This window comes from Novosphingobium sp. HR1a (assembly GCF_015594425.1).
In the GTDB taxonomy this organism is placed as follows: domain Bacteria; phylum Pseudomonadota; class Alphaproteobacteria; order Sphingomonadales; family Sphingomonadaceae; genus Novosphingobium; species Novosphingobium resinovorum_A.
On the sequence record NZ_JABXWS010000110.1, the window covers coordinates 13314 to 35130 of the forward strand.

The following is a 21817-nucleotide window of genomic DNA, read 5'->3' on the forward strand; positions in this document are numbered from 1 at the left end:
TTTGACATCGAAACGACCTATGTCGTTTTTCGTTTCCCCGTGATGCGTATCGTAGCCAACGCGTTCCAACGCGCGCAAGGGGCCGATTGATATGGCGAAGCTACCTGCCATGACCGTCGATCTGACAAACTGTGATCGGGAACCGATCCAGATTCCCGGCAGCATCCAGCCCCACGGCGCTATGCTGGTGGTGTCACCGACAGATTTCACGCTCTTGTTTGCGTCTGTGAACGCTGGCGACCTTCTTGGCAATGGCGCAGCAATCAAGCCCGGTATGCCCCTGGCAGAGATCATTGGGGCCGAAGCTGCCCATTCGGTCCGGAATGCCAGCGCCAAGGCCGGCGGTAGCGAGATTGCCGGCGTCGAGCTTGGCATGACGGTGCTTCATGGCACCGATCCAGTCGACATGATCGTCCATAGCCATAAAGACAGGTTGATCGTAGAGTTCGAGCCCTCGCTGGATGGCGCGAAAAGCGCAAAGGACGCGCTCGACCTGACTCAAGGGCTGATGCGGCGGGTGAATGTGGAGACCGAGGTCGGCGCCTTGGCGAAATCCGGTGCCCGCCTAGTTCGGGCGATGCTCGGTTTCGACCGCGTCATGGTCTATCAGTTTTTGCATAATGGTGCCGGGCGCGTCATCGCCGAGGCGAAGCAGCCAGAGCTTGAGAGCTTTATGGGGCAGCATTTCCCCGCGTCAGACATCCCCTACCAGGCGCGGCGACTCTACAAGCTCAATACAATCCGGACCATCGCAGACGCCAGCTACGCGCCGGTGCCCTTGGAGCCGGCGATCAAGCCAGGCGAACTGCCGATTGATATGTCGTTCGCGCAGCTGCGATCCGTGTCGCCCATACACTGCCAGTATCTGCAGAACATGGGCGTTCACGCCTCCATGTCGATCTCAATTTTGATCGATGGCGAACTTTGGGGTCTCATCTCTTGCCACCATGAGAGCCCCAAAGTGGTTCCGGTTCCTTTGAGAGTCGGCGCCGAGCTGTTTGGGCATTATTTTTCCCTGCAAATCTCCGTCGCCGAGCGGCGCGCCCACATCGTTGCTTCAAGCCTAGCCCGTGAACGGCTCGACAAGATCCTCGCTGGACTGGCGGTTGATGAAACCCTGATGGAAGGGTTGCGTGACCATCTGGACGCCTTCTCCGAGCTTTTCGACTGCGATGGCGTGGGGCTGTGGGCGGAAAACCAATGGACGGCGAGTGGCGTCACTCCGACGCATGATGAAGCGCTCGAACTGGTGCGTTATCTCGCTGGGGAGGAGCAGGTGCATCCGCGCTCCGCGTCATCGCAGCTGGCCCTTTGGCATACCCAGGACTTGCGTAAGCTCACAGGACAGGTCAATTTCGGACAATCGGTTGCTGGCGTCATTGCTATTCCGCTGACCTCGATGCCGCGTGATTATCTCTTGATTTTCCGTAGCGAAGAGGCCCATGAAATTGAGTGGGCGGGCAAACCTACCAAGCTCGTCATCGATACTCCAGACGGGCAGCGGCTGACCCCACGCGGAAGCTTCGAGACATGGCGCGAAGAGGTACGGGGACAAAGCCGTCCCTGGAGCGAAACTGATTTGACTGCGGCCGATACCGTGCGGACCTATTTGCGCGATGTTTTCCTGAAGCAAAACGAAATCACTGCCGAAGAACGCGGGCGGCTCGATCAGCGGCGACGGATGCTGAATGACGAACTTAATCATCGCGTCAAAAATATCATCACGCTGATCAAGTCTATTGCGGTGCAGACTGGCGCCCATGCCGGTTCGGTCGAGGATTATTCCTCGTCGTTCGAAGGGCGCCTGCGCGCTCTTGCCTTTGCGCATGACCAGTCGCTGAGTGCTGCTGTGGGCGGCGATCTTGCAACCTTAATAGAGGCCGAGGCCGGGTTGCATCGCTATGGTTCTGAAACAGAGCGGGTGATCGCCGCAGGCGCAAAAATTCGGCTCAACGATCGGGCTTTCGGAACCCTGGCATTGGTGGTCCACGAACTGATGACCAATGCCGCCAAATATGGCGCGTTGTCAGTACCCACAGGTCGCCTCGACATTAGCTGGACGTTCTCAGAAAGCGAAGGGTGCAAGATCCGCTGGACCGAAACAGGCGGGCCGCCAACGCTCGCTCCTAGTCGCCAGGGGTTTGGCTCGAAGCTCATTCAAACGACGATGGTCTATGATCTTGGCGGTCTGGTCGATCTTGATTATCTGGAAAGCGGCCTAGTCGCTCGACTGGTCATTCCTCCGAAATTTGCTTCTCTGGTTGCCGAGGGATCTCCGCCAGCACCATCGGAAGCTGTGGACGCTGGAACGGGCGCGGCGGTACCTGGACTGGATGGTCTTTCCATCCTTCTGGTCGAGGATCAGTCTCTGATCGCGCTGGATACCGAAGAACTGTTGCGCCAGCTTGGCGCTAAAGAAGTGCGCTTATCGCCGGATGCTGCGCACGCCATGCGCAGCTTAGGTTCTTACAAACCGGATGCCGCTGTCCTGGACTTCAACCTGGGCGACGACACGTCGGAGCCGATTGCGGATCATCTTGTCGCACTGGGGATCCCATTTGTCTTTGCGACAGGTTATGGGGACAATGTCATGATCCCCGAACATCTGCGCGATGTTCCAGTTGTGAGAAAGCCTGCCGGCGCAAAAAGCCTCCTCAATCAGCTTGCGGAAGCCTATGAGAATCTTAGGACTGGCGAATAAAGTCCTTCGCGATGGCGACTTCGGCCTCGTTCCGAGCAACTAGATTTCGATAAGTTTGAGTTAGCGCCCGAGGTCTCAAGGCCGCTCTTGTCGAGGCCAGCATGGCAAGCGCGCAGTTCGTAGCACGTTGCTTCCGGAGGCGGTGCCCCGGTGCGGCCATCATCATAGTTGAGGATGGACGAGGCAGGCTGCGCGCTCTACAAGATCGGTGAAGACAGGGCATGGCGTATCAACCTCGTGGCACACCCCTTCGCGGATTGGTCAAGGGAGATCAACAAGCCCCCGCCTGCCGATTGAAACAGAAAGATCGGGGCCGGTTGAGGCCGGCCCCGATACTGTCAGTAGTCCATGGCCGGCATCGGCGCGGCCTTCTCCTCTTTCGGCAGCTCGGCGACGAGCGCCTCGGTCGTGATCAGCAGCGATGCCACCGAGGCCGCGTCTTGAAGCGCAGTACGCACCACCTTCGCCGGATCGATGACGCCCGCCTCGACGAGGTCCTGATACTCAGCGGTGGCCGCATTGAAGCCCCAATTATAGTCGGAGCTTTCGAGCAGCTTGCCGACGATATAGGCACCGTCCTCGCCGGCATTCTCGGCGATCTGACGCGCGGGCGCGCGCAGCGCCCGGCGTATGATGTCGATGCCGGACTGCTGGTCGTCATTGGCGGCCTTCAGACCATCGAGCGCCTTGATCGCACGGAGCAGCGCGATGCCGCCGCCCGGCAGGATGCCTTCTTCTACCGCAGCCCGCGTCGCATGGAGCGCGTCGTCGACGCGATCCTTCTTCTCCTTGACCTCGACCTCGGTCGCGCCGCCGACCCGGATCACCGCCACGCCGCCCGCGAGCTTGGCCACGCGCTCCTGCAGCTTCTCGCGGTCATAGTCGGACGTCGTGGTCTCGATCTGCTGGCGCAGTTGCGCGACGCGACCATCGATATCGGTCTTCTGCCCAACACCGTCGATGATGGTCGTGTTGTCCTTGTCGATCACGACCTTCTTGGCGCGACCGAGCATATCGATAGTGACGGAATCGAGCTTGATGCCGAGATCCTCGGAGACCACATTGCCGCCGGTCAGGATGGCGATATCCTCGAGCATCGCCTTGCGGCGGTCGCCGAAGCCCGGCGCCTTGACCGCAGCGATCTTGAGCCCGCCGCGCAGCTTGTTGACGACGAGCGTCGCGAGCGCCTCGCCCTCGACATCCTCGGCGATGATCAGCAGCGGCCGTCCCGACTGAACGACCTTCTCGAGCAGGGGCACGAGCGCCTGCAGGTTCGAGAGCTTCTTCTCGTGGATGAGGATATAAGGATCGTCGAGGTCGACCTTTAGCTTCTCGGCATTGGTAATGAAGTAGGGCGAGAGATAGCCGCGGTCGAACTGCATGCCCTCGACCGTCTCGAGTTCGGTCTCGAGGCTCTTGGCCTCCTCGACCGTGATCACGCCCTCGTTGCCAACCTTCTCCATCGACTCGGCGAGGATGCGACCGACTTCCTCGTCGCCATTTGCGGAAATGGTGGCAACCTGCGCGATCTCACTGTTGGCGCCGACCTTCTTGGCGTGGCTCTCAAGATCCTTGATGACCGCGCCCACCGCGAGATCGATGCCGCGCTTGACGTCCATCGGGTTCATGCCGGCGGCGACAGCCTTCGAGCCCTCGCGCACGATCGCCTGGGCGAGCACGGTGGCGGTGGTGGTGCCATCGCCAGCCTTGTCGTTCTGCTTGTTGGCGACCTCGCGCAGCATCTGCGCACCCATGTTTTCGAACTTGTCGGCAAGCTCGATTTCCTTGGCGACGGTGACGCCGTCCTTGGTGATGCGGGGTGCCCCGAACGACTTTTCAATGACAACATTGCGGCCCTTGGGTCCGAGCGTCACCTTCACGGCATTTGCCAGCGTATCCACACCGCGTAGCATACGGTCGCGTGCGTCCGACGCAAACTTCACTTCCTTGGCAGCCATCGCTGCTACTCCTTTCTATTTCCTTCCTGAATGTTCGAGGGATAAGGGCGGTCGATCAGGCCGCCTGCTTGAGAGGCACGACGGTGTCGATCACGCCAAGGATGTCGCTCTCCTTCATAATGAGCAGATCCTCGCCATCTATCTTGACCTCGGTGCCCGACCATTTGCCGAATAGGATGCGGTCGCCGGCTTTGACGGACAACTCGACCAACTGGCCGCTGTCGTCGCGGGCGCCGGGTCCGACGGCGACGACTTCGCCTTCCTGCGGCTTTTCCTTGGCGGTGTCAGGGATGATGATGCCGCCCGAGGTCTTCTCCTCGGCTTCGATGCGACGGACGACCACACGGTCGTGCAAGGGGCGGAAATGCATGGCAAAACCTCCAGATGCAAAACAGGTTGTGATGTCCCTGCCGTTCATCTGAACGACAGGTTCGCGTGAACTAGGAAATGAGATTTTTGGGGTCAAGAGGGCGAACGAAATCTTTTGGCACTCATCTCTTCTGAGTGCCAATCCGGACATTCTCAGTGACGTGCGATGACATCATCCCTCTTGACGCGACTCGGATCAGCACCAAAATCTTGAGCCGCGTGCGGGACCGCACGCATGAGAAAGGAGCGACACAAGGAAAGGAGCCACGGCCATGTCGCAGCCATTTTCGCGTTTCTTGCACCCCTTCGACGTTGCGCGCCACCCGAGCCTTGAGCCGGAGGTCAAACGCGCCATCCTCGCCTCCTGGGCATCCGACCACTCTGCGGTAAAGAACCAGCCCTCGATGCGAAAGCCTCCCGGCGCCAGGCAAGCCGTTTCGATCGATGAGGTGTTCGCCGCCATGCGATCACTTGACGAACCACGAAATGATAATCGGTCGCTTCAATGAGCGATCGCGGATTCATCGCTCAGCTGGAGGGCTACGGTCTCACCACCGCCGAGATCCATTACTACCGGCCCGATGCGCCGTCGCTTCTCCAGCTGTTCGTATGGCAGGAATACGATCTTGCGCCTGATTTCCCCATCTTGTTCGATTTCCTGGGTCACTGGCGGCTTGAAGTCGAGGCCGCGCTCCATTCGGTAAGGATCGCCCATGGCCGACTGGTCGGACCCACCGAATGGCGTGCGGTCGATCGCATCATCCCACTGCAATGACGAACGGTCTTGGCGAGCGCTGGCGCGGGCGGGGCGGACGGACGGTCCGCCTCGTCCTCGCCTTCGACGACATCATGGAATTCGCGCTCGCTCTGCTGTCGGTGCCACCCGATGAGCTGGAAGCGCTGGGCTGGAGTTTTGCCGACCGCAAGCGACTCCTCGATCATTTCCTAAAATCGGGCAAGGCAGCGCAGCGCGTACCTCGGGATGAGTTGGGGCAAAGCCTGATCACGCTGCGGCTGCCGCAGCGGGACCTCGCACCGCTTCAGCGCTTCGCCCGCCGCGAAATGCCCAAGGCCGCTTCCAACGCCGCCATGCTCGATCGAGTTCTTCGGGTGCTCGACGAGACCGCATAGCGGCGGATTCAACTGGCCAGGAACGGCGCGGCCGCGAGACCGTCGAAGACGAACTGGACAGCGAGGCCGGCGAGAAGCACGCCGGAAATGCGGCCGACGACGTCGGCACCGGTGCTGCCGAGCAGCAGGACAAGGCGGTCGGCCGCGAGCATCGCGAGCCAGGTCGACAGCATACAAACCATGATCATCGCGAGCACGCTGCCGCCCTCGATCCAGTTCTCGGTGCGGCCCATGACGAGCACGGCGGCCGAAAGGCTTCCGGGGCCCGCGATCAAGGGAAACGCCAGCGGGAAGACCGCGATATCGCCGGGCTCTTCGGCTTCCCGGCGCTCGCCTTCGCTGATGGATGAGAGTCCAGGACTTGAGAAGGTGAGCGACAAGGCCTGCAGAAACAGCAGCACGCCGCCAGCCACCCGAAATGCGGGCAGCGAGATATGCAGGAGCGAAAGAACGACGCCGCCCGCAACAGCGAACAGCAGCAGCACGCCAGCGGCGATCGTGACCGAGCGCGAGGCGAGACTGATCCGCTCGCTGCGGTGAATTCCGGCCGTCAGGCCGGCGAAGACCACCGCCGTCTCGATCGGACCGATGGTGACGAGCAGGGTGATAAAGGAGGAAAGGATGCTGGGTGATATGTGCATGGGTCAAGCAACGGAAAACTAGTAAAGGGAGCGGCGCCCACGCCGCTCCCTTATGACTCAGGTGGCTTTGAATTAGCGGCCGGGATGGTCGACGGAGGCTGCGTCATGTGCGGCGCATTGCGTCCGTTCGGTTCGGGTGCGAGGCAGTTGCCGGCCGCGCTGCGTGGCAGTCACCCGAGCTGTTAGACACGGCCTTCGGTGGCTGCCCCGAGCCAAGCGAGGTGACCTGAAGGTTGCGGCCGCAGGTGCTTCCGCCGTTGATCGTCGAGACGAAGCTGTAGCTGACGGTCCCAGGAGGCAGGCTGCGCAACGCCGTCAGGTCGATCTTCCCGTCATCGGCCATTGCCGGGAGCGGCATGGCGCGAGCCTGACGCATCATCAGGTCGCTCTGCCGGTCCATGTCGGCCGCGATGCGATCGAACAGAGCTAATGAGACCGGCTCGAATGGATCGAGCCAGGTGATTGGTGCAACGCTCCCGGCAGGCGTGACCGTCACCTTGGGCGCGACATCTCCCTCATATTCTATGCGCGCGACCGTACCGACCGGCAGGCCGACCTTCATAACATGGTTGCCATGGCTCGCCGCCAGCGCGGTACCGATGGCGGCGACCGCCGCCACGCCGACCAGGACGGCTGTACGAATTTTTCGCATCAATCGTCTCCTCTGATCATGGGTGAATGTGAAAATGCCATCATCCCGACGCCAACCGCGCTTCCCGAGCCCAAGGCGTTTTCAAGCGCGGCCGGATAGCGGCCGCAGCACCGTGCGTGCGGACCTGTTGGCCAGTAGCACACCACCGGCGTCGGTTCCGCTGGCAGGCGACTGGGAAGCGGATGCTGGCGACCCGGCGCGCCATGGAGCGAGAAGTCCAATCCATGGCGCCGGCAGTAGTTCGCTGCGGTCTCTGCGTCTAAAAAACGCAGCTCGATCGTCTCGAGCGGATCGCCGCCGCCGGTCCATCCGGTCAGGGGATCGGCAACGGGCCGCCAGCGCGGCGCGAACCGCACCCGCCATTGTCCACGCCCGCCGAGCCCGCCCTGATTGGTCGCGCGCGGCACCGGCTCGATCACCGCTCGCGCATCTGGTGGTAGCGCGCTCGACGCGCCTAGTCCGGGGTGGTTATCGTTGGCGGATGGCCCGGAACCGAAGTTCCGGGCCAGATCGTCAGGCCGCCTTGCCATTGACCGGGATGCGGCGGACATTTTCGTTCGCCGCCTCCGTTTTTGGCAGGGTGACCGTCAGCACGCCGTTCCGGAAAGTTGCGGCGGCGTGGTCGCGTTCGATGCCCTGGGGCAGTCCGATACGGCGTTCAAAGCGGCCGTAGTTGCGCTCGGTATAGCCACGATCCTTGTCTTCGACCTCGGACCGCTTCTCACCACGAAGCGTCAACGCTCCGTCTTCGACGGTGATTTCGACGTCCTTCTCGTCGAGACCCGGCAGTTCGGCCGTGACGCGGATTTCCTTGTCAGTCTCGCCGAGCTCGACATGCGGCCAGCCAGCAGCGCGGTCGAACCCGGTTAATGCGGGCACGCCGAAGCCGCGGAGGGTATCGTCGAACAGCCGGTTCATCTCGCGGTGGAGCGAGAGCAAAGAGTGGGTATTAGTGTCGCGGTCGCGCTCGGCGCTGACCGGGACAGGAAGCCGGTTTTCCTGCCGGCTCGAGGGAATGAGATCACGAAAAGCCATGATGGTCATCTCCTTTTCTGGCTGGAAGGGTGAAGGCCTGCCGGCCCGCCGGGGGCGGTGCCGGCAAACCTTTTAATCATGGATCAGGCCGCTTCGCGGGCCTCATCCCTTGGCGCTTCGATCTGATCCTGGGCAGCCTTGCCGCCGCTGATCTCGATTCTGCGCGGCTTCATTGCCTCGGGCACGACTCGCTTGAGCGCGATGCTCAGTAGGCCGTTCTCGAAACGGGCGTCCCCGGCTTCCACGAAGTCGGCAAGCTGAAAGCGCCGCTCGAACGCGCGTGTGGCAATGCCGCGATGCAGATATTCGCCCTGCCCGTTGTCGTCGGCTCGCTTGCCGGTGACGGTGAGCAGGTTCTGTTGGGCCACCACCTCGATATCCTCAGGGTGGAAGCCAGCCACCGCCAGCGTTACGCGGTAGCTGTCATCGCTTTCTCTCAGAATGTCGAAGGGCGGATAGCCGTCATCTTCGCGGGTGCCGGCTTCGAGCAGATTGAACAGCCGATCGAAGCCCACGGTTGAGCGCCGATAAGGTGCAAAGTCAAAAGCAGTGGTTCTCATTTCCAAATCCTCCTATTGAGCAATTCGGGCATGAGACGTGCCGGAGAGAGCCGGCACTCTCAATGTCCACCAGACCCGGTTTTCAGCGTCCGGCGAGAAAAAGTTAAGAAGAGAGGATGGGGTTTCAAGAGATTTTTTTGGGCAGGTCCGGCTCCTCCCCCCGTCTGCCGTGCGGCGATCCAGCGCTGGCTTCGGTCCATTGAAATCCTCACCTCCAGATCAAGAAATCTCGTGCTTACCGGGCCCTTCTGACGGTTGGTGGCCTTGCTGTCTTAGCCCTGATCGCCCCCCAGGATTGCGCCATTGAGAAAGGTCTCAATCAAGGCCTCGGCTTCGCAGGCATTTTGAACTTGCGCGCTGGTCAGCCTCAGGCTGTCAGCGCATCCTTCAGTATCGACAAGAGCGGAGAGTTTACTGGCAGGGATCGGACGATCACGAGAGGTCCGCTTCGGCACCAACGCACAAGCGCCAAGAAGGATGGCTAATCGACCACGACACGAACAGGCTGACAGGCGTCGATGGCATCCGCCTATATTTATAATGTCCTTGACGCCCACTGCCGCGCCTCACATGTGGCCAGCCACCACGTTTTTTTTGAAATGGCCACTGGCAAGTTCGCTAACGAGGGAACGTGAGGCATTCGACGATGTATGATCCCAAATTCGACGCCGGTTTGTGGCTTTCCTCGGTGGTGGACAATTCCGGCGACGCCATCCTCAGCAAAACGCTCGACGGCGTCATCACCAGCTGGAATGCGGGAGCCGAAAAGCTGTTCGGATTCACCGCCGCGGAGGCGATCGGCCAGCCCATTACGCTCATCATCCCCGAGGACCGGCTCCAGGAGGAAGCCGACATCATTGGCAAACTGCGGGCAGGCGAACGCATTGATCGCCTCGAAACGGTGCGCCGGCGCAGTGATGGTGAACTTGTCTATATTGAGGTTACCATCTCGCCGGTGCGCAACGCCGCGGGCGAGATCATGGGTGCGTCGAAGATCGCGCGTGATATCGGCGAGCGCCTTCGTCATGCTGAGAATCAGCGAATCCTTGTTTGCGAGATGCATCACCGCATCAAGAACCTGCTTTCGATCGTGCAAGGGTTGGTCAGAGTTGGCCGCCGAAGGGCCGACGATGTCGATCACTTTGCTGACGACCTGAGCAGTCGGATCACCGCGCTAGGCGCTGCGCAGCAACTTGTACTCGGCCTTCCTGGCGAGGAGCGACCCAGTGCGGCGCTAAGCGAGGTCATCGGCGCGGTACTGGAGCCCTATCGAAACGGGGCTCAGATCACCGTCGCGCAGTGCGACACCCCCGTCGGCGCTAACGCCTCGACGTCACTAGCGCTGCTTCTGCATGAACTCGCCACCAACGCCGTCAAATATGGCGCTCTTTCCCATTCCGACGGCCAACTCACGGTCGATATCACCGTGGCGAATGCAACCATTACTATCGCCTGGCGCGAATACGGTGGCAGTGATGACAATGGCGATCAGGGCTTCGGGACCGAGCTTATGTGCGCGGCTCTGCGTGGACTCGGCGGGACGATCGAAAAAGCGTGGCATGGCGGCGAGCGGGTCGTGACCATATGCCTCGCCCGCGACCAGCTCGCTCACTGACCAACGAATTGTTTGCGGTCAGTCGAGACCGAGGCTCGCCTTGATCATGTCGATGCGGTTTGCCGCTTCGGCCTTGCTCAGGTCGGCAGGCGGCGGCGCTTGGCCTGCTTCCTCGCACAGCGTGGTCAAATAGGAGCCTTGCGCCCCCGTCATCGGGTCGTCGCCGGACACCCAGTCTTCGGGATTCTTTTCGGTGTTCGAGCCGGGATGCTCGTCGAGCTTGGGATTGTGCAGCTGTTCGGTCATGGCAATCTCATGTTCCCATATTGTTCTTTTTAAGAACGGCGTCATGAACCGCCGGTTCCCGTGGCGGCATCTGCGACGAAGCGAGGGCGCAAAGTTGCCGGTTGTTCGTTCTCGCAAAATTCGGGGATTAGTGTTCAGGAGAGTAGCAATGCCGCAGGGCGACAAGTCGAGCTTCACGGACAAGCAGAAGCGCAAGGCCGAACATATCGAGGAAGGCTATGAGGAACGCGGTGTCGGCAAGAAGGAAGCCGAACGCCGTGCGTGGGCGACGGTGAACAAGAAATCAGGTGGCGGAAACAAGTCCGGATCGGGGCGAGGCAAGCCCGAGAACCACAGCGCGTCACGCAAGGGCGGTCGCCAAAGCGGATCGTCCCAAAGCCATGAGAAACGGTCAGCCGCCGCAAAGAAAGGCTGGGAAACGCGCCGCAAGCAATCGCGTGGTTAGACTTTCGCGATCGCCTTAATCGTCAGCCTTCAGACCGGCATACCAGTCGGCATAGGGACCGGTGTGCGCCATCTGGCGGTTGAGATCGGGGGCACCGTCGCTCCACCAAACCGGGCCGCGCTCGCCTAGCGCGCGTTTCACCTGATCGACAGCGCCGTGGGCCGCATCCTCGGCCGCCATATCCCCATCCCTTCTGGCCTTCGCGACCGCGCGCCGGGCTGCCATCAGTTGCCGAACCATCTGCTCGCGCTCGTTGGGGTCGAGTGATGGATCGGAGGTGCGCCAAAGCCGTCCGCGCACGACGAAATAGCGTCCGTCAGGCGTGACGGGATGATGCCCGGCCTTGGCAGGCGATGATCGTTCGTTCGCCATGCTCACTTTCACGACTCCTCTCGCGAAACCCTCTCCGCGCCGAAGGCGTTCCTCAACCGGACAGGAGCGACGGTGGTGACCGCGGAGTCTTTCAAACCCAACCTGAGAATGGTCTTAGCGTCCAGCCTGTCGAGGTTGCGCCGATCTGCGTGCTGTTGATACTAGTTTTTTTGAAGCCACAAGGGGCCCTGGCGTTGCCGGACGCCCATTTTCCGGGGCAGGTAGCGCTCCTTTTCGCATTCGCTTACGAGTAGGAGGACGAGAGTGTCTCAGGCCGAAGATGAAAAGTGGATGCGCAAGGCCATCGAGATTGCACGGTCCAAAGGATCCAATCCCTCTACGTCTCCCTTGGGCTGCGTGATTGTTCTGAATGGCAAGATCATTGCCGGCGAGCGCAACCAGACCAAGGAACTGCCCGACGCTACGGCGCACGCAGAGATGATGGCGATCAGGCGAGGATGCGAAGACACCGGTGAAATGGAGCTGCGCGGTGCAACGCTTTACTCGACGCTTCAACCATGCGGGATGTGTACGATGGCCTCGATCTGGTCGAAGGTCGGCAGGGTTGTCTATGGCGCAGGGCGTGACGATGTGCATGCAATGTATTTCGAGGCCAAGCATGTAGATACATTGGCGTTCATCGCTGATGCCTATCGCGATGACATCGTGATTGAAGGCGGGTGCCTGCGGGAAGAATGCGCTGCCCTTTATTACCCGCCCGACGCCGATGTGCCGCTAGAGGAGCAAGGCAACCTATGACGCAGATCAATGTGAATACGGCGAGCGCTGACGAGCTCGATGCGATACCCCGGCTCAAGGGCCATGGTTTTGAGATCGTGCGCTACCGTGAAGATCGCGGCGCGTTCACCGCGCTGCGTCAGTTGGAAGAAGTTCCGGGAATGGCCGGGAATGCCGATGGGCTGGAAGATGCCCTGACGATCTGATCCACCTTGACAGATACAAAGACGCCGCCCCGTGAGGGGCGGCGTCCTGTAGCTCAATAGAGACTTATTCCTTGGCGCCGGTGCCCGGCTCGGTCGTCTTGGGCGCCTTGCCGTCTTCGACGCGACCTTCGTTGCGCAGATCGCGGCCTTCCTGGGCCTTCTTCTTTGCTTCGGGGGTGTCGCCGTGTTCGTTCATCTCTTCCTTGACGAAACCGGCAGCTTCCTTGGCTTTGCCTTCAATGCTCATGATGCTCTCCTTCGAATGGAATGACTGTAAAACACGTGCCGGAGTGACGTGTTCCCAATCGATGCCTATGCCAGCATGCGGACCTTTGGTTCGCGCGCCCAGATGCGGGTCGCAGCAGTCTTGATGAAGGTCGCACCTAGGTCGGTGATACCGTCGTCGGGTTCAACGCCCGCCTTGTCGAGCAATGGCTGTGCCTCTGCCGTATGGCCGATGGCCTTGAGATGCCCGAAAGCATCCATCACGAACTGAACGGCAGCCGCTTCTTTAAGAAGCTGCGTGCAGCCGTCTTCCGACAGAATGACGGCAATAGCATCGAACAGCACAGAGGGACCGCCAGCGAGCTGGAAATCGGCTTCCAGCACCGAACCATCGGACATCTTCGCGCCGCCGATCTTGGGTGCGACGATTACAGGGCGGCCCCCGGCATCACCGATCTGGCTGGTCAGCTCGTCGACAACGCCCGCATCAGAGCCGTCGGCAATGAGGATTGCGATGGTGCGCCCCTCAATCGACTTTGGCGCCCGCGGACCCTCAATGATCCGCAGCGCCGGCGAAGGCTCCATGTCCTTGACCGGCGCTGCGGATGGTGAAGCCTCGGGAACGTCCATATTGAGCCCGTCCGCAACGCGCTTGGCGAGCTTGGGATCGACATTTACAAGGTTGGCCATCATTCGCGTGCGCACATGGGCCAAGCCGACCTTACTGAGTTCGAAGACCAGGGCTGAAGCCAGATGCGCCTGCTCCGGCTCGGCGAGGGAACGGAAAAACAGCCTCGCCTGGCTATAATGGTCGGCAAAGCTCTCGGCGCGAATACGAAGCTTGCCGCCTTCCTCGTCCGGCCCGGTTGCAGCGGCGATGCTGCGATAGCCAGTAACGGGGCATTCGCGCGGGCCGGGCTCATCTCCGGGCCGCGTCTCGGCACCTTCAGACAGGCCATTGGGCTCGTAGTTCGTGCGCCCATTTGGCACCGCCATCTGAAATTGGCCGTCGCGCTGGAAATTCATTACCGGGCATTTGGGCGCGTTCACGGGAAGCTGATGGAAATTGGCCGTGCCAAGCCGCGACTTCTGGGTATCGAGGTAGGAGAAGAGCCGGCCCTGCAGCAACGGATCGTTCGAAAAGCCGATGCCAGGCACGATGTTGCCCGGGCAATAGGCGACCTGCTCGGTTTCCGCGAAGAAATTGTCGGGATAGCGATCGAGGATCATGCGGCCGATCACGCGAACCGGCAGCATTTCTTCCGGAATGATCTTGGTGGAATCGAGTACGTCGAAATCGAGGCTGTCGGCAAACGCTTTGTCGAAAGCCTGGATGCCCAGCTCCCATTCCGGGAAGTCACCCCGGTCGATCCGCTCGAACAGATCGCGGCGCTGATGATCAGGATCGGCGCCGGCGATCTTCACCGTCTCGTCCCAGATCGTCGACTGGAGACCGGCCTTGGGCTTCCAGTGGAATTTCACGAAGGTCACGTCCCCCGCTTCGTTTTCCATCTGGAACGTGTGGATGCCAAAGCCTTCCATCGTGGCGAACGAGGCCGGCAGGGTGCGATCACTCATTGCCCACATGATCATGTGGGTGGATTCGGGCATCAGGCTGATGAAGTCCCAAAAGGTGTCGTGGGCCGTCGCCGCCTGGGGATAGCCGGTCTGGGCCTCCATCTTGGCGGCATGGATCAAATCGGGAAACTTGATCGCGTCCTGGATGAAGAACACCGGGATGTTGTTGCCGACCAGATCCCAATTGCCTTCGGTCGTGTAGAACTTGACCGCAAAGCCCCGCACGTCGCGCGGAGTATCGACCGAACCTGCGCCGCCCGCAACCGTCGAGAAGCGCGTAAAGACCGGAGTCTTGGTGCCCTTGGCAAAGACGGCTGCCTTGCAGATGTCCGAGATGTCGTCGGTCGCCTCGAAATAGCCATGCGCCGCAGAGCCACGGGCATGGACGATGCGTTCGGGAATGCGTTCATGGTCGAAATGGAAAATCTTTTCGCGCAGTACGAAATCTTCCAGCAAGACAGGGCCGCGCGCGCCTGCCTTGAGCTGGTTCTGGTTGTCGGAAATCCGGATGCCCTGGTTGGTGGTCAGGACATTATCGTCACTTGCTTGCTGATGTGTTTCCCCGCCACTTCCCGTGCCGTTTTCGATTGCGTTCTTACTGGCCATGTCGGTCCCTTTCGCGCTGATCGTGATATGGTTCACTCGCAACGCATCAGGGGGGAAAAAGTCGGCACCTCAAAATCAAAATCGGAAGAGTTTGTTCGTAGCGCCCCGAATAAGCGGGCGGGATGAAAATTATACCTTAGAAACATAAGGATATTTAATCACGACCTTAGCCGCACTATAATGTCCCTATAGTCAAGATTTATCTCTAAGATTATTACCCGCATGTAAAATGCCTCTATGTGGTCATCTTATTTTCGCCTGTTAGCGGCGCAATTCTGCAATCACTATATTGATCGAAGTTAACCTGCACTCGCTGCAGAAAAACTCTGCCGGCTTCGGGAAATAAACCTTTCATATAAGCGTTAACGGCTTGGCGATTGTGAAACATATCCATTATCGCTGGGAGCCCGTTGAATGCGCATTGCCATCATAGCCCATTTGAAGTTTGCCATAGGTGAGCCTTTTGCAGGCGGGCTGGAGATGCACACCCACATGCTCGCGCGGTCACTGCGCGAACGCGGGCACGACGTCACGCTTTTTGCTTCGACGCGCTCCGATCCCGCGCTGGGGGTGGAAGCGATCTGCGATGAGACCTCGCTCCTAGAAACGGGCATTGCCGAAGCCAATGATGTTGCCTTCTTCCGCGAACATCATGCGTATCTTGGGCTGATGACCAAATTGCGGTCGCGATCGTTTGACGTGATCCACAACAATTCGCTGCACTATCTCCCTGTCAGCATGGCCGAGACGCTTGCTACCCCCGTCCTGACCACACTTCACACCCCGCCCTTTTGCTGGCTGGAAAGCGGAGTTCGGCTCAACCGCGGACCGATGACCTATGTCGCCGTTTCGCAGGCGACGGCCGACATGTGGAGCCACGTGGCCAAGACCGATCATGTCATTCCAAACGGCATCGATCTCACACACTTCCCGTACCAGCCTGTCGCAAGCGAAACGCCGTATCTGGTCTGGTATGGCCGGATCGTCCCCGAAAAGGGACTGGACTACGCAATCGATGCGGCGCGGCTTGCGGGATTGCCGCTGCGTATCGCCGGCCCCGTCTCGAACCAAAGCTATTTCGATGAGAAGATCGCGCCGCATCTGGGCGCTAAGGTCGAATATGTCGGGCATCTGTCCCACCGCGAGCTCGCTCGCCTCGTGGGAGGGGCTATCGCCGCGCTTTGCACTCCGCGATGGGAAGAACCCTATGGCCTGGTCGTGGCAGAGGCGCTGGCTTGCGGCACCCCCGTCGCCGCGTTCCGGCGCGGCGGGGTGCCTGCGCTCTTGAGTGAAGATTGCGGCGTTCTTGCGCAGCCGGACGATGTCGCATCGCTCGCATCGGCGGCACTGGCCGCTTCAGTGCTGAGCCGCAGCGCCTGCAGGGCTCATGCGGAGCGATATTGCGACGCGCAGCGCATGGTCGATGAGTATGAAGCCGTGTACCGTCAGCTCGCGCTTGCTTCGGTTGTCGCCCACGAGCCCCAGACTGCAACTCTCATTGCCAGCGTCGCATGAGGGCTCCAGTCTGCGTCTGCATACCCGCTCGTAACGAGGCGGAGCATATCGGTCGCCTGATCGAAGCACTGGCACGGCAAACCGTTCAGACGTTCGCTGTCGCGATATGCGTCAACAACAGTAGCGATGCCACCCATGCGAAAGCCGTTGAGGCTACGCTTCACTCCAAAGCCGGGTTTGCGCTTCACATCGTTCAGCGTGTGTTCGAGCCGGAACTTGCCCACGCCGGATCTGCCCGCCGCGCGGCGATGGACATAGGCGCTGATCTTCTGGCGCCCGGCGGCCTATTGCTTTCAACGGATGCGGATTGCCGGCCTCCCGCCGATTGGATCGATGCCAATCTGACACATTTTTCGCCGGAGCGGATCATTGGCGGTCGCATCGAACTGGACGAACTGGAAGCGGACATGGCCCCGGCGATCTTCAGGCTGCGCCGCCGGTTCGATGCCTATTGGGAGGCCGTGCGCGCGATCGAGGACAAGATCGATCCCGTCGCGTGGGATATGCCGCCCCGACACGGCGATCATACGGGGGCCAGCCTCGCGCTGTCCGTCGACCTTTATCGCCGTGCGGGCGGCGTTCCGCTTCTGCCGACCGGCGAGGATCGTGCCCTGGTCGAAGCGGCGATCAAAGCGGGGGGCAAGCTCGTCCACCCGAATGCGGTGTGGACCCGTGCATCCTCCCGGACTGCAGGGCGTGCCAATGGCGGCATGGCGGCCGACATGCAGCGGTGGATCGACTGCACCGTAAGCGGTGAAATTCCTATGGTCCCAGCTTTCTCCCATTGGGAGGAACGCGCACGCTGGCGACTTCGAACGAGGGCTAAGATAGGCATGGCGGCCTGGCTCGAAGCAGAGCGTGCTCTTCCCCCCATGCCCTGCGACATGCCGCTTCCCGCGGCGGAGGCCGAAATGGCAGCCGTCCAATGAGCCGCCCGATCGGATATTATGTCCATCATCACGGCGATGGCCATCGCCAGCGCGCGATCGCAATCGGTCAATCGCTAGACAATGTCATGCTCATGGGTAGCGGGCTTGCCGGCAGAACCGGAAACCTGCCTTTCCTCGATTTGCCTGACGACCGTCTCGACGACAGCTTCGCTGGCATCGATCATGTCGATCGCCCTTCTTCCCTGCACTATGCGCCGCTTGATCATGAAGGCCTCCGCCAGCGCACGGCGCAAATGTCAGGCTGGATCGCCAAGTCACGTCCGCGCCTGATGGTAGTGGATGTCTCGGCCGAGGTGGCGATGCTGGCGCGGCTTGCATCGGTGCCGACGGTGTATGTCCGGTTGAGCGGGCGCCGGCTCGATGCGGCCCATCTGGACGCCTTTCGCGCAGCTACCGCTCTGCTCGCTCCTTTTCATGATGCGCTCGACGATGATGAAACCCCAGGCTGGGTCCGCGAGAAGACCCTCTACGCGCCGGGCATCGTCCAATCTGCCAACCAGAATATCAGCGCGAATGATGACGTTGTGCTGGTCGCCCTTGGGCGCGGGGGCGGGGTATCCAATGGCGAGCACTGGGCAGCCGCAGCCCGAGCAGCGCCCGCATGGCAATGGCGCATCATCGGTCCCTGCACCGTGCCCGCTGATTTGCCACCCAATCTTGAATTGCGGGGGTGGGTCGATGATGCGGAAGCGCAGATTGCTGCAGCCAGGGTCGTCATTGGCGCTGCAGGCGATGGCGTCGTCAGCGCCGTCCTGGCGGCGCGGCGCCCATTCATCTGTCTGCCCGAACCCCGCCCGTTTGATGAGCAGGCATCGAAGGCCAACAGGCTGGCGGCAGTGGGCGGAGCAATCGTGCGACATGACTGGCCCCAGCCTCACGAATGGTCTGGCCTTCTCAGTCGGGCAATCGCGCAAAACCAGCAATGGCCGGCTTGCCTTGAAGGTGAAAGCGGGCCGGAACGGGTCGCGCGTTGGCTCGATGGCCTTTGTGCTCCGGCAGTCTCAAACAGGAGTGATATCGCGTGATCCCCGACCCTCACGACCAAGCTTCTAACCCGATCGATATCGTCGACCGTCTTGCGATGCTTGGCGCCCGCTATGACGCCGCACCCCATTTTCCCAGTGATAGCCTGGCAGCGCTGATCCATAGCGGTCATCACCGTCGGTTCGCACCGCAACTATGTGGAGGTGACATTTTTGAAAACGAGGCGGCCCGCGCACGCGCGATGGCAAAGGCCTTTCGTCAGGTCGGGCGCGGCGATCTCAGTATCGGTCGCTTGTATGAGGGCCATGTCAACGCGATGTCGCTGTTCGACTGGTACGGATCGCCTGACCAGCTTGAGTGGCTCACGCAAGTGCTGGATCGCGGTGCGTGGTTCGGTGTGTGGGCGACCGAGCCGTCGCCCGGTGTCCGGCTCGCTGGCGAAGCGACCCTGTCGCTGATCGGCGAGAAGATGTTCGCAAGCGGAGCCGGCGGTCTCGATTATGCCCTCGTCACGGCGGCCTGCGAGGACACCGCCCGGCGCTTGGTCATCGTTCCCGCTAATGAAAAGGCACGGACGGACCTGTCGGGCTGGCGTGTTCGCGGAATGCGTGCGAGCGTGAGCGGTCGCTATTCGCTCGACGACATGGCTGTCGAGCCGCTCATGCTGCTGGGTAAGCCGGGCGACTATGACCGGGATCCCCGCTTTACCGCAGGCGCCTGGCGCTTCTGCGCGGCGCAGCTTGGCGGCATCGAGGTGCTTGTCTCGGAAATCCGGTCGGCCATGCGCGATAGCGCCCGCGAAGATCCGCTGCAGCGGGCACGGTTTGCCGATGCCGTCGTAGCGGTGCGAACCGCAGGCTTCTGGGTGGAGGCAGCAGCGCAGCGCTTCGCCTCGGATGATGCAGATGCCGTTGCCGTCGCGCGGCTGACACGCGGGGTCGTCGAAAATGCCGGGTTCACCGTGATGGAGGCCGCTGCGCGCATCCTTGGCACGCGCAGCGCCTTTGACGGTGAACGCGCGGACAAGATCATCCGCGACCTTTCCCTGTACCTGCGCCAGGCCGGACCCGATCATGCGCGGGACGAGGCTGCCCGGACGCTTCTCGATCACGACATCTGGGATGAAAGCGACCGGCTGTGGTGAAAGCCGAGGCTTTGGCCCAAAGCCCTTGGGCGCAGGCGCGCTGGCTCGTGCTCGCCCCCCATCCCGACGACGAAACGCTCGGCGCGGGTGCGTTGATCAAACACTGCGCCGCTCATGACCGGCTAGGGGGCATCGTCTTCCTGACCGATGGCACTGGCTCCCACCCCGAAGGTACGCCCCGCGTTGCTGCGACCCGGCGCAAGGAAGCCCGCAATGCGATTGGCAGGCTAGGTGCCAGAGCGATTCCGACGATCTGGATGGGATGGCGCGATGCTCACCCCTATCCCACCGACAGTAAAGCCTTCGCACGGGGGGCCGATCGGCTTGCTGCGCTGCTGCGCTGGCACCGGATCGATGCCATTGCCGTCTCCGATAAGAGCGAGGCGCATTGCGACCATGTTGCGGCATACAGGCTGGCCGAAGCGGCCTTGCGAAGGGCGAGGCGGCCGATCGCCCTGTTCGCCTATCATGTCTGGAGCGATACGCCGCGCCGTGCGGGACATATCACAACGCCGGCCATGCCCGTTGGGCAGCGGCGTCATGCTCTTCTGGCCCATCGTAGCCAGCTCTCGCCGGTGATCGGCGAGGGTTTCCGCCTTCCACCGGAGAAGTTGCGCATGGCCGCGCAAGACGTTCTGACATTGAGAAAGGATTGCCGATGACCGGCGCCAGCCTGACCGCACAATATTTTGATGACATTTTCGGGTCGGACGATGATCCATGGAATCTTGCGTCGAGCGACTATGAAGCCGCCAAATTTGCTCACACGCATGATGTTCTGGCCGACCGACGATATGCCCGCGCGCTGGAGATAGGCTGCGCCCATGGCGTGCTGACCGGGCATCTGGCTCCCATGTGCGACAGCCTGCTTGCCGTCGACATCAGCACAAAGGCATTGGCAAAAGCTCGGGAACGGGTCGGCGATCGGCCTGGCGTGTCGCTGGCCCAAATGGCGTTTCCCCGCGAAACTCCTGAAACCGAAGATTTCGACCTCGTGGTGCTGTCCGAAGTGGCCTATTATTGGGGTTTGGTTGATCTCGACCGTGCAAGCGAATGGCTCCGCGATCACGTTTCTCCCGGCGGCCGGATCATCCTTGTCCATTACACAGGCGAAACCGACTATCCGCAAAGCGGCGATGAGGCGGTCGAAGCTTTATGGTCCGAACTTGCTGCGGACTTTGACGTTGAGCTCGCCGAACGGCGAGACACATATCGTCTCGATTTGTGGAAGCGACGTTGATGGGAATCTCGGTCCTCACCATTGTCCGTAACCGGAGCGCGCATCTAGAGCAGCTCGTCGAGGGCCTGCGCCGGAGCGATCGCGAACCCGACGAGCTGGTTGTCGTCGATATGAGTGACGATCCGGTCACAGTGGGACCGACAAGCTTCCCCGTCCGCATCGAGCGGTTCGAGACAGTCGGCCTTCCATTGGCCGCCGCCCGCAACCGCGCGGCGGCCTTGGCCAATCACGATATGCTGGTGTTCCTTGATGTCGATTGCATTCCACTGCGTGATTGCGTCGGCCTCCTGGCCAAGACTCTCACCGAGCATGACAGCCTGCTCTGCGCGGATATTCGCTATCTTGGCCCCGATCATGCGCGCGGATCTTGGGAAGAAACCTACCTACTGAAGCATGGCCGGGCTCATCCCGTACGGACGTTTCCCACCCGAGGCGTGCGAGAGGAAACCAATGCTGGGCTCTTCTGGTCGCTTGCCTTCGCGCTGCGTCGATCGACATTCGCGGCGTTGGGCGGGTTTGATGAGGGGTTCACCGGCTACGGCGCCGAAGATACCGATTTTGGTTTCCGGGCTGCTGCTGCCGGACTGAAGCTACTATTTGTCGGACAGGCGATTGCCTGTCATCAGTATCATGACAGCTACGAGCCACCCGTGCAGCACGTTGCTGACATTGTGCGCAATGCACGGATGTTCCATGCGCGCTGGGATCGGTGGCCGATGGAAGGCTGGCTTGCCGGCTTCGAACGGCTTGGACTCGTGCGCTGGGAGGAGAACGCTTTGGATCTCTTGCGCCTGCCGACAGCATGCGAAATGGCGGCCGCCCGCGTCGAACCAGCAAATTAGTGCAGAGCAGAAAAACGATACCGCGATCAAACGAACGGTGGCAGGAGCTGAGCCGCCGCACCTT

At 61.1% G+C, this 21817-nt stretch carries 26 protein-coding genes; 15 read left to right on the top strand and 11 right to left on the bottom strand.

Translation table 11 applies throughout. The features are described from left to right. Positions 1 to 109 precede the first annotated feature (109 nt). Complete coding sequence (locus HWN72_RS28300) at positions 110 to 2701, top strand: HWE histidine kinase domain-containing protein (RefSeq protein ID WP_248006416.1); 2592 nt, start codon at positions 110 to 112, stop codon at positions 2699 to 2701. A 338-nt stretch (positions 2702 to 3039) separates the two neighbouring features. Here the strand turns inward: HWN72_RS28300 and groL are convergent, their stop codons facing one another. Both groL and groES read right to left on the bottom strand, forming a co-directional pair. Next, positions 3040 to 4659, bottom strand: a complete 1620-nt coding sequence (groL, locus tag HWN72_RS28305; RefSeq protein WP_211152042.1) for a chaperonin GroEL — start codon at positions 4657 to 4659, stop codon at positions 3040 to 3042. Between the two features lie 55 nt (positions 4660 to 4714). Further along, a complete protein-coding gene (groES, locus tag HWN72_RS28310; protein WP_211152099.1) occupies positions 4715 to 5029 on the bottom strand; it encodes a co-chaperone GroES in 315 nt (104 codons plus the stop codon). A 271-nt stretch (positions 5030 to 5300) separates the two neighbouring features. Here groES and HWN72_RS28315 point away from each other — a divergent pair, with 271 nt between their 5' ends. The 3 genes from HWN72_RS28315 to HWN72_RS28325 are packed head-to-tail and all read left to right on the top strand — an operon-like array spanning position 5301 to position 6159. Continuing rightward, complete coding sequence (locus HWN72_RS28315; protein ID WP_008833307.1) at positions 5301 to 5537, top strand: hypothetical protein; 237 nt, start codon at positions 5301 to 5303, stop codon at positions 5535 to 5537. After that, the gene (locus HWN72_RS28320; protein WP_211152043.1) at positions 5534 to 5803 is read left to right on the top strand and encodes an usg protein; all 270 of its coding nucleotides are present in this window, start codon (positions 5534 to 5536) and stop codon (positions 5801 to 5803) included. Before HWN72_RS28315 ends, HWN72_RS28320 begins: the two co-directional genes overlap by 4 nt. Next, positions 5800 to 6159 (top strand): hypothetical protein, encoded by a 360-nt coding sequence (locus tag HWN72_RS28325; protein ID WP_211152044.1) that lies wholly within the window; start codon positions 5800 to 5802, stop codon positions 6157 to 6159. The genes HWN72_RS28320 and HWN72_RS28325 overlap by 4 nt, the downstream gene beginning before the upstream one ends. Before the next feature lie 8 nt (positions 6160 to 6167). Here HWN72_RS28325 and HWN72_RS28330 read toward each other — a convergent pair whose 3' ends face one another. The 5 genes from HWN72_RS28330 to HWN72_RS28350 all read right to left on the bottom strand — a co-directional run bounded on the left by HWN72_RS28330 (position 6168) and on the right by HWN72_RS28350 (position 9047). Further along, entirely contained in the window at positions 6168 to 6800 is a 633-nt protein-coding gene (locus tag HWN72_RS28330; RefSeq protein ID WP_211152045.1) for a MarC family protein, read from the bottom strand. Between the two features lie 103 nt (positions 6801 to 6903). Beyond that, on the bottom strand, positions 6904 to 7452 hold the full coding sequence (locus tag HWN72_RS28335; RefSeq protein WP_211152046.1) for a hypothetical protein: 549 nt from the start codon (positions 7450 to 7452) through the stop codon (positions 6904 to 6906). Further along, positions 7452 to 7871, bottom strand: coding sequence for an NADH dehydrogenase ubiquinone Fe-S protein 4 (locus HWN72_RS28340; protein ID WP_289357714.1), 420 nt, complete (start codon positions 7869 to 7871; stop codon positions 7452 to 7454). Before HWN72_RS28340 ends, HWN72_RS28335 begins: the two co-directional genes overlap by 1 nt. A 94-nt stretch (positions 7872 to 7965) precedes the next feature. Then, a complete protein-coding gene (locus tag HWN72_RS28345; protein ID WP_211152100.1) occupies positions 7966 to 8487 on the bottom strand; it encodes an Hsp20/alpha crystallin family protein in 522 nt (173 codons plus the stop codon). A gap of 83 nt (positions 8488 to 8570) precedes the next feature. Continuing rightward, a complete protein-coding gene (locus HWN72_RS28350) occupies positions 8571 to 9047 on the bottom strand; it encodes an Hsp20 family protein (RefSeq protein ID WP_008833438.1) in 477 nt (158 codons plus the stop codon). A 646-nt stretch (positions 9048 to 9693) separates the two neighbouring features. On the opposite strand from HWN72_RS28350, the gene HWN72_RS28355 reads away from it, so the two are divergent. Beyond that, the gene (locus HWN72_RS28355; RefSeq protein WP_211152047.1) at positions 9694 to 10662 is read left to right on the top strand and encodes a PAS domain S-box protein; all 969 of its coding nucleotides are present in this window, start codon (positions 9694 to 9696) and stop codon (positions 10660 to 10662) included. 18 nt (positions 10663 to 10680) lie between these two features. On the opposite strand, the gene HWN72_RS28360 is transcribed toward HWN72_RS28355, so the two are convergent. After that, positions 10681 to 10908, bottom strand: a complete 228-nt coding sequence (locus HWN72_RS28360) for a DUF3072 domain-containing protein (protein ID WP_211152048.1) — start codon at positions 10906 to 10908, stop codon at positions 10681 to 10683. A gap of 148 nt (positions 10909 to 11056) precedes the next feature. Here HWN72_RS28360 and HWN72_RS28365 point away from each other — a divergent pair, with 148 nt between their 5' ends. Beyond that, positions 11057 to 11353, top strand: a complete 297-nt coding sequence (locus HWN72_RS28365) for a plasmid stabilization protein (protein WP_211152049.1) — start codon at positions 11057 to 11059, stop codon at positions 11351 to 11353. A gap of 15 nt (positions 11354 to 11368) precedes the next feature. Here the strand turns inward: HWN72_RS28365 and HWN72_RS31395 are convergent, their stop codons facing one another. Further along, positions 11369 to 11725: a hypothetical protein gene (locus HWN72_RS31395; RefSeq protein ID WP_248006429.1), complete on the bottom strand. Its 357-nt coding sequence runs from the start codon at positions 11723 to 11725 to the stop codon at positions 11369 to 11371. A gap of 264 nt (positions 11726 to 11989) precedes the next feature. Here HWN72_RS31395 and HWN72_RS28375 point away from each other — a divergent pair, with 264 nt between their 5' ends. Both HWN72_RS28375 and HWN72_RS28380 read left to right on the top strand, forming a co-directional pair. Continuing rightward, complete coding sequence (locus tag HWN72_RS28375; protein ID WP_211152050.1) at positions 11990 to 12484, top strand: nucleoside deaminase; 495 nt, start codon at positions 11990 to 11992, stop codon at positions 12482 to 12484. After that, entirely contained in the window at positions 12481 to 12669 is a 189-nt protein-coding gene (locus HWN72_RS28380; protein ID WP_211152051.1) for a helix-hairpin-helix domain-containing protein, read from the top strand. Before HWN72_RS28375 ends, HWN72_RS28380 begins: the two co-directional genes overlap by 4 nt. A gap of 64 nt (positions 12670 to 12733) precedes the next feature. Here the strand turns inward: HWN72_RS28380 and HWN72_RS28385 are convergent, their stop codons facing one another. Further along, positions 12734 to 12916 (bottom strand): hypothetical protein, encoded by a 183-nt coding sequence (locus HWN72_RS28385; RefSeq protein WP_211152052.1) that lies wholly within the window; start codon positions 12914 to 12916, stop codon positions 12734 to 12736. Between the two features lie 65 nt (positions 12917 to 12981). Then, positions 12982 to 15078 (bottom strand): catalase, encoded by a 2097-nt coding sequence (locus tag HWN72_RS28390; protein ID WP_211152053.1) that lies wholly within the window; start codon positions 15076 to 15078, stop codon positions 12982 to 12984. 414 nt (positions 15079 to 15492) lie between these two features. Between HWN72_RS28390 and HWN72_RS28395 the strand changes: the two genes are divergently transcribed. From HWN72_RS28395 to HWN72_RS28425, 7 genes are all read left to right on the top strand, one after another. Continuing rightward, a complete protein-coding gene (locus HWN72_RS28395) occupies positions 15493 to 16593 on the top strand; it encodes a glycosyltransferase family 4 protein (protein ID WP_248006417.1) in 1101 nt (366 codons plus the stop codon). After that, positions 16590 to 17522, top strand: coding sequence for a glycosyltransferase family 2 protein (locus tag HWN72_RS28400; protein ID WP_211152054.1), 933 nt, complete (start codon positions 16590 to 16592; stop codon positions 17520 to 17522). Before HWN72_RS28395 ends, HWN72_RS28400 begins: the two co-directional genes overlap by 4 nt. Then, positions 17519 to 18568, top strand: a complete 1050-nt coding sequence (locus HWN72_RS28405; RefSeq protein ID WP_008828904.1) for a glycosyltransferase — start codon at positions 17519 to 17521, stop codon at positions 18566 to 18568. The genes HWN72_RS28400 and HWN72_RS28405 overlap by 4 nt, the downstream gene beginning before the upstream one ends. Before the next feature lie 200 nt (positions 18569 to 18768). Further along, positions 18769 to 19671 (top strand): acyl-CoA dehydrogenase, encoded by a 903-nt coding sequence (locus HWN72_RS28410; protein WP_248006418.1) that lies wholly within the window; start codon positions 18769 to 18771, stop codon positions 19669 to 19671. After that, a complete protein-coding gene (locus tag HWN72_RS28415) occupies positions 19668 to 20333 on the top strand; it encodes a PIG-L deacetylase family protein (protein WP_211152055.1) in 666 nt (221 codons plus the stop codon). Before HWN72_RS28410 ends, HWN72_RS28415 begins: the two co-directional genes overlap by 4 nt. Next, complete coding sequence (locus HWN72_RS28420; RefSeq protein WP_008828900.1) at positions 20330 to 20911, top strand: SAM-dependent methyltransferase; 582 nt, start codon at positions 20330 to 20332, stop codon at positions 20909 to 20911. The genes HWN72_RS28415 and HWN72_RS28420 overlap by 4 nt, the downstream gene beginning before the upstream one ends. Then, the gene (locus tag HWN72_RS28425) at positions 20911 to 21753 is read left to right on the top strand and encodes a glycosyltransferase family 2 protein (RefSeq protein ID WP_037518254.1); all 843 of its coding nucleotides are present in this window, start codon (positions 20911 to 20913) and stop codon (positions 21751 to 21753) included. Before HWN72_RS28420 ends, HWN72_RS28425 begins: the two co-directional genes overlap by 1 nt. The last annotated feature ends 64 nt before the right edge of the window (positions 21754 to 21817 follow it).

Bases quoted from the DNA above. Each gene is read 5' to 3' on its own strand.
- HWN72_RS28300 (WP_248006416.1), top strand. From the start codon at position 110: ATGACCGTCGATCTGACAAACTGTGATCGGGAACCGATCCAGATTCCC.
- groL (WP_211152042.1), bottom strand. From the start codon at position 4,659: ATGGCTGCCAAGGAAGTGAAGTTTGCGTCGGACGCACGCGACCGTATG.
- groES (WP_211152099.1), bottom strand. From the start codon at position 5,029: ATGCATTTCCGCCCCTTGCACGACCGTGTGGTCGTCCGTCGCATCGAA.
- HWN72_RS28315 (WP_008833307.1), top strand. From the start codon at position 5,301: ATGTCGCAGCCATTTTCGCGTTTCTTGCACCCCTTCGACGTTGCGCGC.
- HWN72_RS28320 (WP_211152043.1), top strand. From the start codon at position 5,534: ATGAGCGATCGCGGATTCATCGCTCAGCTGGAGGGCTACGGTCTCACC.
- HWN72_RS28325 (WP_211152044.1), top strand. From the start codon at position 5,800: ATGACGAACGGTCTTGGCGAGCGCTGGCGCGGGCGGGGCGGACGGACG.
- HWN72_RS28330 (WP_211152045.1), bottom strand. From the start codon at position 6,800: ATGCACATATCACCCAGCATCCTTTCCTCCTTTATCACCCTGCTCGTC.
- HWN72_RS28335 (WP_211152046.1), bottom strand. From the start codon at position 7,452: ATGCGAAAAATTCGTACAGCCGTCCTGGTCGGCGTGGCGGCGGTCGCC.
- HWN72_RS28345 (WP_211152100.1), bottom strand. From the start codon at position 8,487: ATGGCTTTTCGTGATCTCATTCCCTCGAGCCGGCAGGAAAACCGGCTT.
- HWN72_RS28350 (WP_008833438.1), bottom strand. From the start codon at position 9,047: ATGAGAACCACTGCTTTTGACTTTGCACCTTATCGGCGCTCAACCGTG.
- HWN72_RS28355 (WP_211152047.1), top strand. From the start codon at position 9,694: ATGTATGATCCCAAATTCGACGCCGGTTTGTGGCTTTCCTCGGTGGTG.
- HWN72_RS28360 (WP_211152048.1), bottom strand. From the start codon at position 10,908: ATGACCGAACAGCTGCACAATCCCAAGCTCGACGAGCATCCCGGCTCG.
- HWN72_RS28365 (WP_211152049.1), top strand. From the start codon at position 11,057: ATGCCGCAGGGCGACAAGTCGAGCTTCACGGACAAGCAGAAGCGCAAG.
- HWN72_RS31395 (WP_248006429.1), bottom strand. From the start codon at position 11,725: ATGGCGAACGAACGATCATCGCCTGCCAAGGCCGGGCATCATCCCGTC.
- HWN72_RS28380 (WP_211152051.1), top strand. From the start codon at position 12,481: ATGACGCAGATCAATGTGAATACGGCGAGCGCTGACGAGCTCGATGCG.
- HWN72_RS28385 (WP_211152052.1), bottom strand. From the start codon at position 12,916: ATGAGCATTGAAGGCAAAGCCAAGGAAGCTGCCGGTTTCGTCAAGGAA.
- HWN72_RS28390 (WP_211152053.1), bottom strand. From the start codon at position 15,078: ATGGCCAGTAAGAACGCAATCGAAAACGGCACGGGAAGTGGCGGGGAA.
- HWN72_RS28395 (WP_248006417.1), top strand. From the start codon at position 15,493: ATGCGCATTGCCATCATAGCCCATTTGAAGTTTGCCATAGGTGAGCCT.
- HWN72_RS28400 (WP_211152054.1), top strand. From the start codon at position 16,590: ATGAGGGCTCCAGTCTGCGTCTGCATACCCGCTCGTAACGAGGCGGAG.
- HWN72_RS28405 (WP_008828904.1), top strand. From the start codon at position 17,519: ATGAGCCGCCCGATCGGATATTATGTCCATCATCACGGCGATGGCCAT.
- HWN72_RS28410 (WP_248006418.1), top strand. From the start codon at position 18,769: ATGGCAAAGGCCTTTCGTCAGGTCGGGCGCGGCGATCTCAGTATCGGT.
- HWN72_RS28420 (WP_008828900.1), top strand. From the start codon at position 20,330: ATGACCGGCGCCAGCCTGACCGCACAATATTTTGATGACATTTTCGGG.
- HWN72_RS28425 (WP_037518254.1), top strand. From the start codon at position 20,911: ATGGGAATCTCGGTCCTCACCATTGTCCGTAACCGGAGCGCGCATCTA.